General features: G+C 52.2%; 16 protein-coding genes. 11 read left to right on the forward strand and 5 right to left on the reverse strand.

Translation table 11 applies throughout. The features are described from left to right. Positions 1–2 precede the first annotated feature (2 nt). The 4 genes from thrB to ACYP03_RS08520 all read left to right on the forward strand — a co-directional run bounded on the left by thrB (position 3) and on the right by ACYP03_RS08520 (position 3,375). Positions 3–959 carry a homoserine kinase gene (gene thrB, locus ACYP03_RS08505; RefSeq protein ID WP_459779239.1) on the forward strand — a complete coding sequence of 319 codons (957 nt, stop codon included), beginning with the start codon at positions 3–5 and terminating at the stop codon, positions 957–959. Between the two features lie 2 nt (positions 960–961). Continuing rightward, positions 962–2,251 carry a threonine synthase gene (gene thrC, locus ACYP03_RS08510; protein WP_459779240.1) on the forward strand — a complete coding sequence of 430 codons (1,290 nt, stop codon included), beginning with the start codon at positions 962–964 and terminating at the stop codon, positions 2,249–2,251. Between the two features lie 241 nt (positions 2,252–2,492). Beyond that, positions 2,493–2,987: a helix-turn-helix domain-containing protein gene (locus ACYP03_RS08515; RefSeq protein ID WP_248141386.1), complete on the forward strand. Its 495-nt coding sequence runs from the start codon at positions 2,493–2,495 to the stop codon at positions 2,985–2,987. 199 nt (positions 2,988–3,186) lie between these two features. Continuing rightward, positions 3,187–3,375 (forward strand): ribbon-helix-helix domain-containing protein, encoded by a 189-nt coding sequence (locus ACYP03_RS08520; RefSeq protein WP_248141384.1) that lies wholly within the window; start codon positions 3,187–3,189, stop codon positions 3,373–3,375. Positions 3,376–3,399: 24 nt separating this feature from the next. Here ACYP03_RS08520 and ACYP03_RS08525 read toward each other — a convergent pair whose 3' ends face one another. Further along, on the reverse strand, positions 3,400–5,118 hold the full coding sequence (locus ACYP03_RS08525) for a SulP family inorganic anion transporter (protein ID WP_459779241.1): 1,719 nt from the start codon (positions 5,116–5,118) through the stop codon (positions 3,400–3,402). Between the two features lie 140 nt (positions 5,119–5,258). Between ACYP03_RS08525 and ACYP03_RS08530 the strand changes: the two genes are divergently transcribed. Continuing rightward, positions 5,259–5,600, forward strand: a complete 342-nt coding sequence (locus ACYP03_RS08530; protein ID WP_248141382.1) for a zinc ribbon domain-containing protein YjdM — start codon at positions 5,259–5,261, stop codon at positions 5,598–5,600. An 86-nt stretch (positions 5,601–5,686) separates the two neighbouring features. On the opposite strand, the gene grcA is transcribed toward ACYP03_RS08530, so the two are convergent. Further along, positions 5,687–6,064, reverse strand: coding sequence for an autonomous glycyl radical cofactor GrcA (gene grcA / locus ACYP03_RS08535; protein ID WP_330960512.1), 378 nt, complete (start codon positions 6,062–6,064; stop codon positions 5,687–5,689). A gap of 327 nt (positions 6,065–6,391) precedes the next feature. Between grcA and ACYP03_RS08540 the strand changes: the two genes are divergently transcribed. The 3 genes from ACYP03_RS08540 (at position 6,392) to ACYP03_RS08550 (ending at position 7,920) form a co-directional block, all read left to right on the forward strand. Beyond that, positions 6,392–6,535, forward strand: a complete 144-nt coding sequence (locus tag ACYP03_RS08540; protein WP_248141378.1) for a hypothetical protein — start codon at positions 6,392–6,394, stop codon at positions 6,533–6,535. 63 nt (positions 6,536–6,598) lie between these two features. Further along, positions 6,599–7,300 (forward strand): uracil-DNA glycosylase, encoded by a 702-nt coding sequence (gene ung / locus ACYP03_RS08545; RefSeq protein WP_459779242.1) that lies wholly within the window; start codon positions 6,599–6,601, stop codon positions 7,298–7,300. Positions 7,301–7,380: 80 nt separating this feature from the next. Continuing rightward, positions 7,381–7,920 carry a hemerythrin domain-containing protein gene (locus ACYP03_RS08550; protein WP_248141375.1) on the forward strand — a complete coding sequence of 180 codons (540 nt, stop codon included), beginning with the start codon at positions 7,381–7,383 and terminating at the stop codon, positions 7,918–7,920. A 73-nt stretch (positions 7,921–7,993) separates the two neighbouring features. On the opposite strand, the gene ACYP03_RS08555 is transcribed toward ACYP03_RS08550, so the two are convergent. Further along, entirely contained in the window at positions 7,994–8,173 is a 180-nt protein-coding gene (locus tag ACYP03_RS08555) for a DUF3545 family protein (protein WP_248141370.1), read from the reverse strand. A 424-nt stretch (positions 8,174–8,597) separates the two neighbouring features. Between ACYP03_RS08555 and ACYP03_RS08560 the strand changes: the two genes are divergently transcribed. Continuing rightward, positions 8,598–10,028: an alanine/glycine:cation symporter family protein gene (locus ACYP03_RS08560; protein WP_248141369.1), complete on the forward strand. Its 1,431-nt coding sequence runs from the start codon at positions 8,598–8,600 to the stop codon at positions 10,026–10,028. A gap of 104 nt (positions 10,029–10,132) precedes the next feature. Further along, positions 10,133–10,906, forward strand: a complete 774-nt coding sequence (yaaA, locus tag ACYP03_RS08565; protein WP_248141368.1) for a peroxide stress protein YaaA — start codon at positions 10,133–10,135, stop codon at positions 10,904–10,906. A gap of 94 nt (positions 10,907–11,000) precedes the next feature. Here yaaA and srmB read toward each other — a convergent pair whose 3' ends face one another. Next, a complete protein-coding gene (srmB, locus tag ACYP03_RS08570; RefSeq protein ID WP_330960515.1) occupies positions 11,001–12,236 on the reverse strand; it encodes an ATP-dependent RNA helicase SrmB in 1,236 nt (411 codons plus the stop codon). A gap of 161 nt (positions 12,237–12,397) precedes the next feature. After that, complete coding sequence (locus ACYP03_RS08575) at positions 12,398–13,132, reverse strand: tRNA1(Val) (adenine(37)-N6)-methyltransferase (protein ID WP_459779243.1); 735 nt, start codon at positions 13,130–13,132, stop codon at positions 12,398–12,400. A 355-nt stretch (positions 13,133–13,487) separates the two neighbouring features. On the opposite strand from ACYP03_RS08575, the gene brnQ reads away from it, so the two are divergent. Further along, positions 13,488–14,798 carry a branched-chain amino acid transport system II carrier protein gene (gene brnQ, locus ACYP03_RS08580; RefSeq protein WP_459779244.1) on the forward strand — a complete coding sequence of 437 codons (1,311 nt, stop codon included), beginning with the start codon at positions 13,488–13,490 and terminating at the stop codon, positions 14,796–14,798. The last annotated feature ends 38 nt before the right edge of the window (positions 14,799–14,836 follow it).

The following is a 14,836-nucleotide window of genomic DNA, read 5'->3' on the forward strand; positions in this document are numbered from 1 at the left end:
GGATGAGTGTTACTGTTTATGCACCGGCATCAATTGGCAATGTCAGTGTGGGTTTTGATGTATTGGGGGCGGCTGTGTCGCCCATTGACGGTACCCTGCTGGGAGACAAAGTCACGGTCTCGGCTGGCCGCGAGCCGTTTACGCTGCGCTGCGAGGGTGATTTTGTTGCAAAACTGCCAGCCGAGCCTGAGCAGAATATTGTCTTTCACTGCTGGCAGGTGTTTGCCCGGGAGCTGGATAAAAAAGGTATTGCTCTTCAGCCTGTGTCGATGACGCTGGAGAAAAATATGCCGATTGGCTCCGGTCTGGGTTCCAGTGCCTGCTCGATCGTTGCTGCGCTGGATGCGCTGAACCGTTTTCATGACAACCCGCTGAATGAGACCGAACTGCTGGCGTTGATGGGCGAGATGGAAGGGCAGATTTCTGGTGGTGTGCACTACGACAATGTCGCGCCCTGCTATCTCGGGGGGCTGCAATTGATGGTCGAGGAGCTTGGCATTATCAGCCAGTCCGTCCCATGTTTTGAGAACTGGTACTGGGTCATGGCGTATCCGGGCATTAAAGTGTCTACCGCGGAAGCCCGGGCGATTCTGCCTGCGCAGTATCGCCGTCAGGATGTGATTGCCCACGGCCGTTATCTGGGCGGGTTCCTGCATGCCTGTCACAGCCAGCAGCCGGCCCTTGCCGCGAAAATGATCAAAGATGTCGTCGCGGAACCTTATCGTGAAAGCCTGCTGCCCGGTTTTAAAGAAGCTCGTCAATATGCGTTGGAAGCGGGTGCTCTGGCGAGCGGCATCTCTGGTTCTGGCCCGACAATGTTCAGTATCTGTGATGATATGGAAATTGCTGAGCGGATCGCCCGCTGGCTGCAGCAGCATTATGTCCAGAATGATGAAGGATTCGTCCATGTCTGTCGTCTCGACAGCCAGGGTTCAACAGAAATAGGAAGTGAGTATTAACCATGAAGCTGTATAACTTAAAAGATCATCAGGAAGAAGTGTCATTTGCCCAGGCCGTTCGTCAGGGGCTGGGCCGGAATCAGGGCCTGTTTTTTCCTTCTGAACTGCCGGATTTAGGCGATATTAACGCCTTGCTGGCTCAGGATTTTGTGACCCGCAGCAGCCGGATTCTGTCCGCATTCATCGGTGAAGAACTGTCGGCAGAAACCGTACAACAGATGGTGAGCAACGCCTTTCAGTTCCCGGCACCTGTGGCTCAGGTGAAGGATGGCGTTTATGCGCTCGAACTCTTCCATGGCCCGACGCTGGCTTTTAAAGATTTTGGTGGCCGTTTCATGGCGCAGTCGCTGGCTGCCGTGTCTGATGCGCAGGGAAATATCACGATTCTGACTGCGACTTCAGGTGATACCGGTGCCGCAGTGGCCCATGCGTTCTATGGCATGGACAACATCAAAGTCGTGATTCTTTATCCGAAAGGTAAGATCAGCCCGCTGCAGGAAAAACTCTTCTGTACCCTGGGCGGAAATATTCACACGGTCGCGGTGAATGGCACTTTCGATGACTGTCAGTCGCTGGTGAAGCAGGCGTTTGATGATGCTGAGCTGCGTCAGGAAGTGGGCCTGAACTCAGCCAACTCGATCAACATCAGCCGTCTGATGGCGCAAATCTGTTATTACTTCGAAGCGGTGGCACAGCTTCCGAAAGAAGCTCGTGGCAATCTGGTGGTCTCGGTGCCAAGTGGTAACTTCGGTAATCTGACGGCGGGTCTGCTGGCGAAAGCACTGGGTCTGCCGGTGAAACGTTTCATCGCAGCAACCAATGTCAACGATACGGTGCCCCGTTATCTGCAAAGTGGTCAGTGGGAGCCGAAAGCGACCATTCCGACCATTTCGAATGCCATGGATGTAAGCCAGCCAAACAACTGGCCACGCATTGAAGAGCTGTGTCAGAAGCAGGGCTGGGGTCTGAGCGAGCTGGGTTATGGCGCTGTGACTGATGAGCAGAGTGCAGAAACCTTGCGTCAGATGGATGCCGAAGGTTACCTGTGTGAGCCGCATGGTGTGATTGCTTACCGCGTGTTGAATGAGCAGCTGCAAGCTGGTGAAACCGGTCTGTTCCTGTGTACTGCACATCCGGCCAAGTTCAAGGAAGTGGTAGAAGAGATTCTTGAGAAAGAAATCGATCTGCCGGCACCGCTGGCGAAGCACGGTGCAATGGAACTGCTGTCTGAAGAGCGTGATAACGACTTTGAGCAATTGAAAGTGGTACTGCGCGCAGTGCAGCCTGCATAACCAGGTGTGTTCACTGTTCTGCTTGAAAAGCCCCGTTTCGGGGCTTTTTTGTATCTGTCGAAAGAGTTCCTTTTTCAAATGCAGCAATGTGATTCAGATGTTCTGTTTTTGTCTTGATATTCATGTAACTGTGTCTGATTTTTTGTTTCATTTTTCAGTGTGAACTAAGTTTTATATGGCGAGCACAGCCAGAGCAAAGAATCTGGTTCGCTTTTTTAAGTTGGCTGATTGAGGAAATGGAATGAAACTAGGTGAAGTCTTAAAGAAGGAACGGGTGAGGAAAGGGATATCTCTCACAGAGATGAGTCAGTCCTTAGGTTTGCCAGAGAATGAATATCAAGAGATAGAGGCCGGAAACAGCCCCGCGGAGCGTTGGGGAGGTGTACTGGCTCGTATTGCGATCGTCCTGGAAACGCCGTCGGCCAAGTTGGTGACTGAGTCCGGAAGATATGCGGATAAGCGAGAGGGTCAGTCCGGTCCACTGATTCGTGCATATCGGGAAAAGCATGAACTCAGTAAACAAAATGTGATTAATGATGTGAATAACTACATGGCGGGCTGGGACGGACAGGCATTGCTGACCCTGGCGGAATATGAGCAGATTGAGGCCAGCAAGTCCGGGCTGGAAAAATACGGTCCTATTTTTCTGGGGTTTGCAGAGCAAATTGAACAACCGGTGTTCAATTTGTTTTACCCATGTGCTCTCCCTTTTCATGAGTTGGATGATTATCCCTGAGCGAGCTAATTCAGGTATGTCTTGATCCCGTGTTGACGTTGATACAGAAAAGCAATATCGGTAAGCAAACGCCGCAGCTTAAAAAGCTGCGGCTTTGTTTTTTGAGACCGGGTGAACCGGCTTTCAGATTCCGGCATTTCTTCGGTCAGGAGATTTGATTATAATTTGATTATCATAGTCAGACGAAGAGTATCAGAGAGTGGAAAGCAAAACGGCCCGTTTTACGGTATTGATGGATCCCAGAAAAAAGCAGGCATTTGAGAAGTTATGCGCCTCTCAGGATCTCACCCCTTCCCAGGTGGTTCGTCAGTTGATCCGTGAGTATCTGGAAAAACATGATGTCACTTATCTGACTGACGATACCACCAAAAACCCTCAGGTGAAGTAATCCGTTGCCGGATAGACGTATCCTTCAGACGTCTGTCGCTTTGTCTTCAGGACGGTGTTTTGTGGCCATCTGCTGCGCAGGTAAATCCGGTTGAGTGCTGCTGTCATGAGCGATGGCTGCACTCAAGGCATCTTGGAGTGTCGCACAGTGAAATTGCTCACCAATCAGTTCAATCACCCCAGCTTTACGCAGTTTGGCTGAGACCCGCGAATTTGCGTTGGAAATCAGCACGGTAATGCCGCGTTTTTGCAGGTTGCCAATCACGGAAGCCAGGGTTTTCAGACCTGTCATATCGATAAAAGGGACCCATTTCAGGCGGATAATGACCGTGCCGGGATCGGTATGCGTGTTCGCCAGGATCCGGTCGAACTGATCCACGGCACCAAAGAAAAACGGTCCATCGACGGTAAATACCAGCACTCCGGGCGGGAGTTCCAGCATCCCTTGCTGCCTGATTTCATGATGTACTTCCTGATACGTTGCTTCTTTGACTTCGACACTGCTGGCCATGCGTCGCAGAAAGTGGAAGGTCGCCAGTAACACGCCGATGTTGACGGCGACTACCAGATCAGCAAAAACGGTGAGCAGGAAGGTGATCAGCAGAATGACCACATCAGCCGTCGGCGCCCGGCGAATCATCTGAATAAAATGATGGGCTTCACTCATATTCCACGCGACGACAAATAGAATGGCCGCCAGTGCTGCCAGCGGTATGTAACTGGCCAGCGGTGCCAGCGCCAGCAGGATCAGCACCAGCGTCAGTGAATGAATGATGCCAGCCAGCGGGCTGGTACCGCCATTGCGGATATTGGTGGCAGTCCGGGCAATCGCGCCTGTTGCGGCAAAACCGCCCAGTAAGGGAGCGGCGATATTCGCAATGCCCTGGCCAACCAGCTCCTGATTGGAGTTATGGCGCGTATTGGTCATCCCATCGGCGACGACTGCGGAAAGCAGAGACTCAATCGCGCCGAGCATGGCAATGGTAAAGGCCGGGCCGATCAGCTCGATGACCTGATCCCAGCTGGTGGACGGCAAAGAGAATTCAGGCAGTCCCTGAGGGATACCGCCAAACTGACTGCCGATGGTGGCCACGCCGCTGAACTGAAATACAGACTGAAGCAGCGTGACTACCAGCAAGGCGACCAGTGGCCCCGGAATCCGTCTCATGCCCGGCAATTTCGGAGAAAACAGCGTCAGCAACAGTGCCGTGACTGCCAGTAAGGTAGTGACGACATGAAAATTAGGCAGAACCTGCAGTAACTGATACAGCTTGTTGTGGAAATGCTGGCCGCTGATTGCGGGCAGCCCGAAAAAATACTGCCACTGACCGACCCAGATCACCACTCCAATGCCGGCTGTAAATCCGGTGATTACAGGCGCAGGAATAAAGCGGATGATGCTGCCCAGTTTGGTCAGGCCAAGAAAGAGCAGCATGACGCCAGCCATCAGGGTTGCGACCTGTAACCCCGAGATACCGTATTGCGCGGTGATCCCGGACAGCACGACAATGAATGCGCCGGTTGGTCCGGCAATCTGTACCCGGCTGCCCCCCAGGGCAGAGACGAGAAAGCCAGCGACGATCGCGGTATAAAGCCCTTGCTCAGGTTTCGCGCCTGATGCAATGGCAAAAGCCATGGCCAGCGGCAGGGCAACAATCCCGACAATCACGCCTGAAATGATGTTTCTGACCCAGTGTTGGCGCTGGAATAAACCAGCCTGAAAAGCCTCTTTTACCGCAATCATGTCCGACCCGGATAGCAAATGAAGTGATAATTTAATGATAATTACATTATAATGTGGTGGCAATATCATCCAGCATTGGCAAGACCTCGCTGGGCGAATATCCTTAAGTTGATACTTTTATAAAAGAGAGACCGTTGAGCATGAGTGATACCTTACCTCCTTGCCCAGAGTGCAATTCGTCTTATGTCTATGAAGATCAGGACATGTTGATCTGTCCGGAATGTGGCCATGAGTGGATCCAGGGTGAAGTTGCTGTAGATCCGGATGCGCTGGTTGTGAAAGACTCGAACGGCAATGTCCTGCAGGAAGGTGACTTTGTCACCCTGATTAAAGACCTGAAAGTCAAAGGTTCTTCTTCAGTTGCGAAGGTGGGAACCAAAGTGAAGATCAACCGTCTGGTTGACGGTGACCACAACATCGACTGTAAGATCGATGGTATCGGTGCCATGATGCTGAAATCAGAGTTTGTGAAAAAAGCCTGATTCAGCGCTGAGATTCACACCGAAAAGAAAACGCCGCCGCTCAGAAAGCTGCGGCGTTTTTGTTGTTACAGCGGCTCGGCGAAGCCTTACAGCGTGTCTGTAAAGGTACGGGCAATCACATCACGTTGCTGCTCTGGCGTCAGCGAGTTGAAACGTACCGCATAGCCCGAGACACGAATGGTCAGCTGCGGATATTTTTCAGGGTGCGCGACGGCATCTTCCAGCGTTTCACGCTTGAGTACATTGACGTTCAGGTGCTGACCGCCTTCAATCCGTGGCGCCTGTTCAACAGGCAATTCACGGTATTCAAATTCGCCCAGTTCGTCAGCCGGAACTTCCTGCTCGGTACTGAAGCCTTCTGCGGCACACAGACAACGGGCTGTGCCATTGTCCGTATCCAGCAGCCAGATCGAATTCAGCAATTGTGGGTTGGCCGCTTGGGTGATTTGAATGCCTTTGATCATGGCAGCTCCTTGAGAGTGTTATATCGACAATGAAAGGATTTCAGGTCAGACACTGCGGTCTGCCTCAATGGCATCCTACCGCGTTGTGCCACCGGGCATTTGATCTGTATCAACCGGGTTGCGCCCCCAAGACGGTATCCACTGCACAAATGACGCGCAAAAATGCGCATGATTGGGGCGGAGAATATAAATCATACAACTGAGTGGTCGCTTAATAAGCAGTAAGATGCCGCGAAATCGCTGTAAAGACAGGCTGTTTGTCAGGCAGGAAAAGTTGGCATTGTTCTTTCATTGTAATGTTCAGACCTGATTTGTGAGGAAATCATCATGAGAGCATCTGCTTTGCCAGCCACCACAACCTGTATTCATCATTGTGCCCGTCTGCCACAGGCAAACCGCCCGATTCAGGGCCGGGGCCACTGGCGCACGCCCGTCGGACCGATGAGCCGCCCGAAATCCGCAACAGAATAGCCACACCGCAAGATTCAGGTAAAATGTCGGCTCATGAACTGAGTACGTGCAGCAGGAGCCGACATGTCTGCCCCGGAAACATCTATTTCTGCCCCTTTTGACTGGGCACAATTCTTACAACAGGAACGCCAGCAAGCCTATCTTCAGCAGGCAGAAGCCCGGGTCGCTGAGGAAAGGGCAGCAGGAAAAGCAATTTATCCGCCCGAAGCCTCTGTTTTCAGTGCTTTTGAGGCCACGCCATTTGAGCAGGTGAAGGTGGTGATCCTGGGACAGGATCCATACCATGGTCCCGGTCAGGCACACGGCCTGAGTTTTTCAGTGCAGCCGGGCGTGAAGGTACCGCCTTCGCTGGCCAATATGTACAAAGAACTGGCGACGGATATCGAAAATTTTACCATCCCAGAGCATGGCTGTTTGCAATACTGGGCGGAACAGGGCGTTCTGTTGCTCAATACGGTGCTGACTGTTGAACAGGGAAAAGCCCACTCTCACAGTAAATTTGGCTGGGAAACCTTTACCGATCAGGTCATCGCCAGTCTGAATGAGCATCGGGAAGGTCTGGTTTTTCTGCTTTGGGGCGCTCATGCTCAAAAGAAAGGCAAACATATCGACCGTGAAAAACACTGTGTGCTTGAAGCTGCACATCCGTCACCTTTGTCTGCTTATCGCGGCTTTTTCGGTTGCCGACACTTTTCTCAGGCAAATCAATGGCTGAGAAAAATTCATAAAAGTGAGATTGACTGGCAAATACCTGCACAAATTTAAGCCAACCTAATCTGGATCAAACCCATTTCGGCAGCCCGGTTTACACTTAAAGCTGGAAAGTTAGTGCCCGGGAGGTCGAAATGCTATTGGACAGTATTCACACCGAACATGGTTATATTAGCCGTCTGCTCAGGTTGTTACGCACTAAACTGACTGCGATCAGGGAAGGTCATGAAGTGAATTATCAACTTATTCGCGATATTGTGACTTATCTGCAGAATCAGGCTGAGCACTACCATCATCCCAAAGAGGATGTAATTTATCACTACTACATCAATCATTACGGTAATGAGCAGCGCATTCTGGATCTGGAAGCGGAACACCTCGAGCTGGCGGCTCTGACCGCAGAGTTTGCGGAGACGGTCGACATGATTCTGATGGATGCCGTGATCCCGCTGGACGTGTTTGCTGACAAGCTGAATGTGTTTGTTGAACGGCAGAAACAGCATCTGGAGATGGAGGAGAAACAGGTGTTTCCGGCCATACGTAAACGCTTTACATCAGCCGACTGGGCCGCTGTTGAGAGTGAATATCAGGATTGCCTGAGTGATCCGCTCTTTGGCCAAGAGGTGTCGGCCCAATATAGGGAACTGGCACGACGCCTGGAGCCGGAAGAATAAATTGATCTTTCATTGTAGAAGCACCGGCGGGGTGCCGGTGCTGTTCGTTATCTGGCGTATTGTACAACCCGGATCAGATGTCCACCTCGTCGGTGAACTCATGTAAGATGTCGATTTCCTGAAGTTCCTTTTTCAGGCGCTGTTTATCTTTCAGTGCTTCAATTTCCCGCCATTTCCGTTTTACCGGCTTACTGCGTGAATTACGGCGGGGTAAATCGCTTTCAAGTATATTGTCGAATCCGAAGCTATCCATAGTGCACCTCGCTCAATCCTGAGTATCGCTCAGATCAGGGAGCATATTGCCCCTTGGTCATCAGTTAAATATCACAATATGACTTAGAATAAAATTGAACCATTTCGCATTTGTTACCTATTTGTGAAACTCGTTCATTGCCCTGAAATCGGGCAATGGTTGGTCCAGTGGGCTCCAGACCCCTCAAACACTCACTTTTTCACGGACGCCATTGATTTTTGAGAACTAACTCATCATCATCGCTCAGGTTTTCATCAGTGCCGGGCAGGGAAGACCGGAAAGCCCTGAGCTGGCGCTTTTCAGGAACACGCGATTTCGTGACCTGAGAGCGGCCTATACTGTGATGAAAGCTGAATGAATTCATACCGACTCGCATTGTCGGGTGGGTGGTTAAGCAGGGCGATGAGTACGCTAAGGGGTTGAAGTGACAAGTCAGCTAAATTTCCTGAATGATCTTCTGTGGGGATCGGTCCTGATTTATTTATTGATCGGGGTTGGGATCTTTTTTACCTACCGGTTGGGCTTTATTCAGTTCCGCCATTTTCTGCACATGTTTCAGGTCATGAAGAACAGCCGTAAATCTGATGCGGCGGGTATTTCTTCATTTCAGGCGTTGTGTACCAGTCTGGCAGCCCGGGTCGGAACCGGCAACATGGCCGGTGTGGCCGTGGCACTGACGCTCGGCGGGCCGGGTGCGATTTTCTGGATGTGGCTGATTGCGATGCTGGGGATGGCAACCGCTTTTGCAGAAAGTGCACTGGCTCAGCTGTATAAAACCCGCGATGATGACGGTAACTACCGCGGCGGGCCAGCCTATTACATGGAAAAAGGGCTGGGCATGCGCTGGATGGGCGTGGTCTTCTCTATCTTCCTGATTATTGCGTTTGGTCTGGTTTTCAATGCTGTGCAGGCCAACTCAATTGCCAAAGCGATGAACGTGGCCTTTGGCTGGCAACCGCTTGTGGTGGGGATGGTTCTGGTCGCGCTGACCGGCTTTATTATTTTCGGCGGAATGCGGACCATCGCCCGGACGGCAGAAATTCTGGTTCCGGTCATGGCAATTTGTTATCTGGCACTGGCGCTGGTCGTCGTGGCGATGAATATCGAACAGGTGCCATCCGTGCTGGCGTTGATTTTCCGCAGTGCATTCGGTCTGGAAGAAGCCGCTTCAGGCGCGCTGGGGTATACCATCGCGCAGGGGATGATCAACGGCCTCAAGCGCGGTCTGTTTTCGAATGAAGCCGGGATGGGATCTGCCCCCAACGCGGCGGCATCTGCCACGCCTTATCCGCCGCATCCGGCGTCTCAGGGGTATGTCCAGATGCTGGGGGTGTTCACCGATACCATCGTCATCTGCAGTGCCACGGTCGCGATTATTCTGATTTCGGGCGAATACGTTCCCCACAGTGAAGTGACTGGCATTGAACTGACGCAGCGGGCGCTGTCTTCTCAGGTTGGCGGCTGGGGTGAAATCTTCATCGCCATTGCGATCTTTTTGTTTGCCTTTACATCGCTGGTGGCCAATTACTCCTATGCGGAAACCAATCTGATCTTCCTGGAGCATAACCACAAGGCGGGTCTGGCTATCTTCCGTCTGGTTGTGCTGGGGATGGTGATGTTCGGGGCGCTGGCTGAATTGCCGACGGTCTGGACCATGGCCGATATTTCAATGGGCATGATGGCCATTATTAACCTGATTGCGATTGTGCTGATGTCCGGCACTGTGGTGAAGCTGGCCAGAGACTATAACGCTCAGCTCTCGCTGGGTAAGGTACCGACCTTTGACAGCCGCCAGTATCCTGAGCTGCATGCTCAGTTGGACGAAGAAATCTGGACCCGTTCTCCGGAACGATAGGTCCGACCGATGACAGAGAAAGCAAAAACCACGTGGGTTGTACGTGGTTTTTTTATGCCGAAATGGTACTCTTTGAGGCAGTTTAACGCACAGGAAATCGAAAAATGCTGATTGTGGTCTCGCCTGCCAAAACGCTGGATTATGAATCGCCTTTGGCGACAGAAACTTATACTCAGCCTGAACTCTTGGATCACTCCGCGGAGCTGATCGAGGTCTGCCGGACGCTGACTCCGATGGATATTGCCAGCCTGATGAAGGTGAGTGACAAAATCGCGGGTCTGAATGCCGCACGTTTTGCTGAGTGGCAGCCTGATTTTGCGCCGGCTAACGCCCGACAGGCGATTCTGGCATTTAAAGGTGACGTGTACACCGGGCTGGAAGCCGAAAGTATGCGCGAGGAAGATTTTACTTTTGCACAGCAACATTTACGGATGCTGTCTGGTTTATATGGCCTGTTGCGTCCGCTGGATCTGATGCAGCCTTACCGGCTGGAGATGGGAACCCGGCTGGCAAACGGCCGCGGTGCCAATCTGTATCAGTTCTGGGATAACATCATCACGGATAAACTGAATACCGCACTGGCGGAGCAGGGTGACGATATCCTGATCAATCTGGCTTCAAACGAATATTTTAAAGCGGTGAAGCCGAAATCGCTCAAAGGGAAGGTGGTGACGCCGGTCTTTAAAGACTGTAAGAACGGCCAGTACAAAGTCATCAGTTTCTTTGCAAAAAAAGCGCGAGGTATGATGGCGCGTTATATCATCGATAACCGTCTGACATCGGTTGAACAGCTGAAACAATTTGATGTGGCAGGCTATTATTTCTCGCCGGAAGAATCGACGGATAAAGAGCTGGTGTTCAAGCGCGAAGAACAGTAATCGCAGAAAGCTGAAGTCAGCTTACATGATTGAAAAAAGGGCCGGATGATTCATCCGGCCCTTTTTGTTGTTCAGGTTTTGCAGACAGGACAGCTTACTTCGCAGATTTCTTTTTCGTCGCTTTTTTCTTGGTGCCTGTTTTTTTGTTGTCTTTGGTTTTTTTCTTTTTCTTCACCGTGGTCGGTTTTTTGTTTTTCGGGCGCATGCCTTCAATGAACCGCTCCGGCACTTCTTCTTTCATGTAACGGCCAACCCGTTCGATCATCGCCTGATCATGCGCTTCAACCAGGGAGATGGCAGTCCCTTTCTTACCGGCACGTGCTGTCCGGCCAATACGGTGCAGGTACACATCCGCGGTGCGTGGCATATCGAAGTTGATAACGTGGCTGACATCCGGCAGGTCGATCCCGCGCGCGGCAACATCTGTAGCGATCAGGACATTCACTTCCCCTTCGCTGAAACGACGGATGGTGTTGTTACGGCTCGCCTGTGCCATTTCACCCTGAATCCAGCAACAAGGCACTTGCATCGCCGCCAGCTGATCGCGCAGTTCCGCCAGACGCTCACGGGTTTTGACAAAAATAATGCTGCGCTCGGCCTGCTCTTTTAGGATATTTTCCAGCAGTGCCAGCTTGTGCGTCATGTCGTCACAGCGGTGATAGACTTGCTGAATCTTCTTGCGCTCGCGACGAGGCGGCTCGGCGTTGACTTCAACCGGCTCATTCAAAATGGTGTGGGAAAACTCACGGACCCCTTTGCCTTCCAGCGTTGCCGAGAACAACAGGCTCTGACGGCGCCAGCGGCATTCATCATGCACGCGTTTCACCACAGATCCGAAGCCCATGTCCAGCATGCGGTCAGCTTCATCCAGGATCAGACATTCAATGGCACGGCAATCGAATTTTTCCCCTTCGATGTATTCCATCAGACGGCCCGGTGTGGCGACCACGATGTCCTGCGTTTTGCCCAGATACTCTGCGTGTTCGTCGTAAGAGATCCCGCCGGTAATGGTGAAGATCTTTAAATCGGTATGTGCGGCCAGTGCTTTCGCCTGCTCGGCGACCTGAATCGCCAGTTCACGGGTTGGCGTCAGGATCAGAACCCGGGCCGGACCCGGCTTGCGGCGCGGGAAGTCCAGCAGGTGCTGAATCATTGGCAGCACAAAGGCTGCAGTTTTTCCGGTACCCGTCGGGGCGGAAGCCAGTACGTCACGGCCATCCAGGGCATGAGGGATAGCTTCAGCCTGTACAACGGTCGGACGGGAAAAGCCCATGTCTTCAATCGCCTGTAGCAGCTGGCCATCTAACTCTAATTCGGAAAAATCTCTCACCTGTCTTACTCCTCGGTCGCTTGCGGCCCGCGTTCATGTCTTGGAGGCGGGCAGAGCACTGCTGTGATTCAGTTAAGGGGCGGCATTATAGTGTGAATTGATGCAAGTATCACCGATTAAAGCACAAAAACTTAGCCAGCCGTTGCCGGATACCATTTTACTCAGAGTTTGAGGTAGAAGGCCCGGGTCAGCTCGGTGAATTCCGGTGAGTACTGGCCGTTCTGATGGATGGTCAGCGTTGTCTGCTCGTGGTCACCGGGCTGGTGCATGAGTTCGATTAAAAGACGGGAAACTGGTTTGGCGTTTGTGCTCCGGACCTGACACAACCGGCGACAGTGCAGCTGATGATCAGCCAGCATCGTCAATAAAGCTTCCCCTTCGGTCAGTGGCAGGATCAGACTGGCGCATCCGTCTGCGGCCAGCAGATGTCTGAGACCGGTCAGCAGCGCCTGATGAGACAGGGTATCAGTATGACGTGCGGTTGCCCGGCGCTGGCAGCTGGCCTGTTCACCACTGTTGAAATAAGGCGGATTACACCAGATCGCGCTGAAAGAACCTGCGGCTTGTGCGGCTGCCCACTCCCGGATGTCCTGTTGTTCGGCCTGAAGGCGGTTGTGCCACGGTGAAGCGGCAAAGTTCTGACGGGCTGCCGCCACAGCTGCCGGATCAATATCAACGGCAAGGATCTTCGGGGCACTGGCCTGAGTGCGTTGTGCCGCCATCAGCGCCAGCAGACCGCTGCCGCAACCGATGTCGAGCAGGGCGTTGCGGCCGGGCGTTGTCGCGGATTGCGGGAGCTGCGCCCAGGCACCCAGTAATACGCCGTCAGTGCTGACGGGCATCCCGCAACCGTGGTCATCCACGTGGAATTGTTTAAACGTAAAACCTTTTTTCATCGAATGATTCGCGGACGTCGGTTAAGAAAATCGGATCGCTATTATACCCGAAGGCCCGGTAAATCTATGCTGACACTGTAAACTCAGGCCTTATCCTGGTTAAATCCTCTGTTTTGGATGTTTTGTGACCACGTATCGCTATGGTGATGATTTCTGAATTCTTGCCGTTATTTGGTGTAATATTCCGTTAATTTCATCGATAGGCCAAAGAAAGTGGTGTTTTTGGCTGCGAGGTTGCCACTGGCGTTCTTTTGCTTCATTATGCTGCCTCTTTTGCTGCGTATAGTGATATATGCCAGCGCTATAACTTTTATATGCAAATACAACTAAACAACAGACGAGTGGAAGGTGCAGTTTGAAAGACACACTCAAAGTTTCAGATATATTAGCGATTGGTTTCATGACCTTCGCGTTTTTCCTGGGAGCCGGGAATATTATTTTCCCGCCACAAGCCGGTCTGAGTGCGGGGGATAACCTGCTGCCGGCCATGTTCGGCTTTCTGTCGACCGCTGTGGGTCTGCCGCTGATCGGCATTATCGCCGTTGCGGTTGCCGGTGGTGGCTGGAAAGGCCTGACCCGCGATTTGCCGCCATTTATGGCGACTCTGATGGCAGTCCTGATTTTTATCATTATCGGCCCTGCATTTGCTGCACCGCGTACCGGTCTGGTGGCGTATGAAATGGCAGTCAAACCGTTTCTTGAAGATGCCGGACAAACCAGCCTGACCATTTTTTCTGTTGTCTTTTTTGCGCTGGCTCTGTTCTTTGCCTGGTCTCGCGGCAAACTGATTGATTCGATTGGTAAACTGCTGACACCTGCACTGTTTGCGGTGCTGGCAATTCTGGCTGTGGCTGTTTTCATGAACCCGCAAAGTGAGATTCTGTCGGCGCAGGGTGATTACGCCAACATGGCGTTCACGAAAGGTTTCCTGGAAGGTTATAACACCATGGATACCTTCGCGGCGCTGATGTTCGGTATGCTGATTGTGGACGTGATCCGCAGCAAAGGGATCAAAGATGAGAAAGCGACCTGCAAATACCTGATGATGGCGGGTGTGATTGCAGCAGCAGGTCTGGCATTCGTTTATGTTTCTCTGTTCTACCTGGGTGCGACCAGCGCAACAGTTGCTGTAGGTGCCAACAATGGCGGTGCGATCCTGGCTGGCTATGTTCTGGCACTGTTCGGTCCGGTTGGACAGTACATTCTGTCTGCCATTGTGATGCTGGCCTGCCTGACCACAGCGATTGGCCTGATCAGCGCCTGTTCGGATTATTTCAGTTCACTGACCCGCCTGTCTTATGAGGCTTGGGCTGTGATTCTTGCTGTGATCTGCGGTGTGGTGGCAAATGTGGGTCTGAATCAGCTGATCAGTCTGTCTGTTCCTGTCCTGTTTGCACTGTATCCGGTCGCTGTGGCACTGGTACTGCTGACTTTTGTACGTCGTTTCCTGCCGAATCCGCGTCTGGCGTACCGTGTGGTGCTGCTGGTCTCTCTGGTCTTCAGCCTGATCGATGCGGCGAAAGTTGTTGGTCTGAACGTATCTTTCCTGAACTTCCTGCCGTTGTTTGAGTACGGCATGGCGTGGACGATGCCGACGCTGCTGGCTCTGGTAGTGACCCGCTTTATCCGTGCGGACATCCGTGAGCCGGAAGTACAACAGGCTTAACTTCGGTTTCCTGAAAAAACGCCCCGCAGATGCGGGGC

Source organism: Photobacterium sp. R1 (assembly GCF_054600795.1).

Excerpts from the sequence above, each read along its gene's own strand:
- ACYP03_RS08555 (WP_248141370.1), bottom strand. The coding sequence starts at position 8,173 with ATGGATAGCTTCGGATTCGACAATATACTTGAAAGCGATTTACCCCGC.
- ACYP03_RS08540 (WP_248141378.1), top strand. The coding sequence starts at position 6,392 with ATGAGAGCATCTGCTTTGCCAGCCACCACAACCTGTATTCATCATTGT.
- grcA (WP_330960512.1), bottom strand. The coding sequence starts at position 6,064 with ATGATCAAAGGCATTCAAATCACCCAAGCGGCCAACCCACAATTGCTG.
- ung (WP_459779242.1), top strand. The coding sequence starts at position 6,599 with ATGTCTGCCCCGGAAACATCTATTTCTGCCCCTTTTGACTGGGCACAA.
- yaaA (WP_248141368.1), top strand. The coding sequence starts at position 10,133 with ATGCTGATTGTGGTCTCGCCTGCCAAAACGCTGGATTATGAATCGCCT.
- ACYP03_RS08530 (WP_248141382.1), top strand. The coding sequence starts at position 5,259 with ATGAGTGATACCTTACCTCCTTGCCCAGAGTGCAATTCGTCTTATGTC.
- thrC (WP_459779240.1), top strand. The coding sequence starts at position 962 with ATGAAGCTGTATAACTTAAAAGATCATCAGGAAGAAGTGTCATTTGCC.
- ACYP03_RS08525 (WP_459779241.1), bottom strand. The coding sequence starts at position 5,118 with ATGATTGCGGTAAAAGAGGCTTTTCAGGCTGGTTTATTCCAGCGCCAA.
- ACYP03_RS08515 (WP_248141386.1), top strand. The coding sequence starts at position 2,493 with ATGAAACTAGGTGAAGTCTTAAAGAAGGAACGGGTGAGGAAAGGGATA.
- ACYP03_RS08575 (WP_459779243.1), bottom strand. The coding sequence starts at position 13,132 with ATGAAAAAAGGTTTTACGTTTAAACAATTCCACGTGGATGACCACGGT.
- thrB (WP_459779239.1), top strand. The coding sequence starts at position 3 with ATGAGTGTTACTGTTTATGCACCGGCATCAATTGGCAATGTCAGTGTG.
- ACYP03_RS08550 (WP_248141375.1), top strand. The coding sequence starts at position 7,381 with ATGCTATTGGACAGTATTCACACCGAACATGGTTATATTAGCCGTCTG.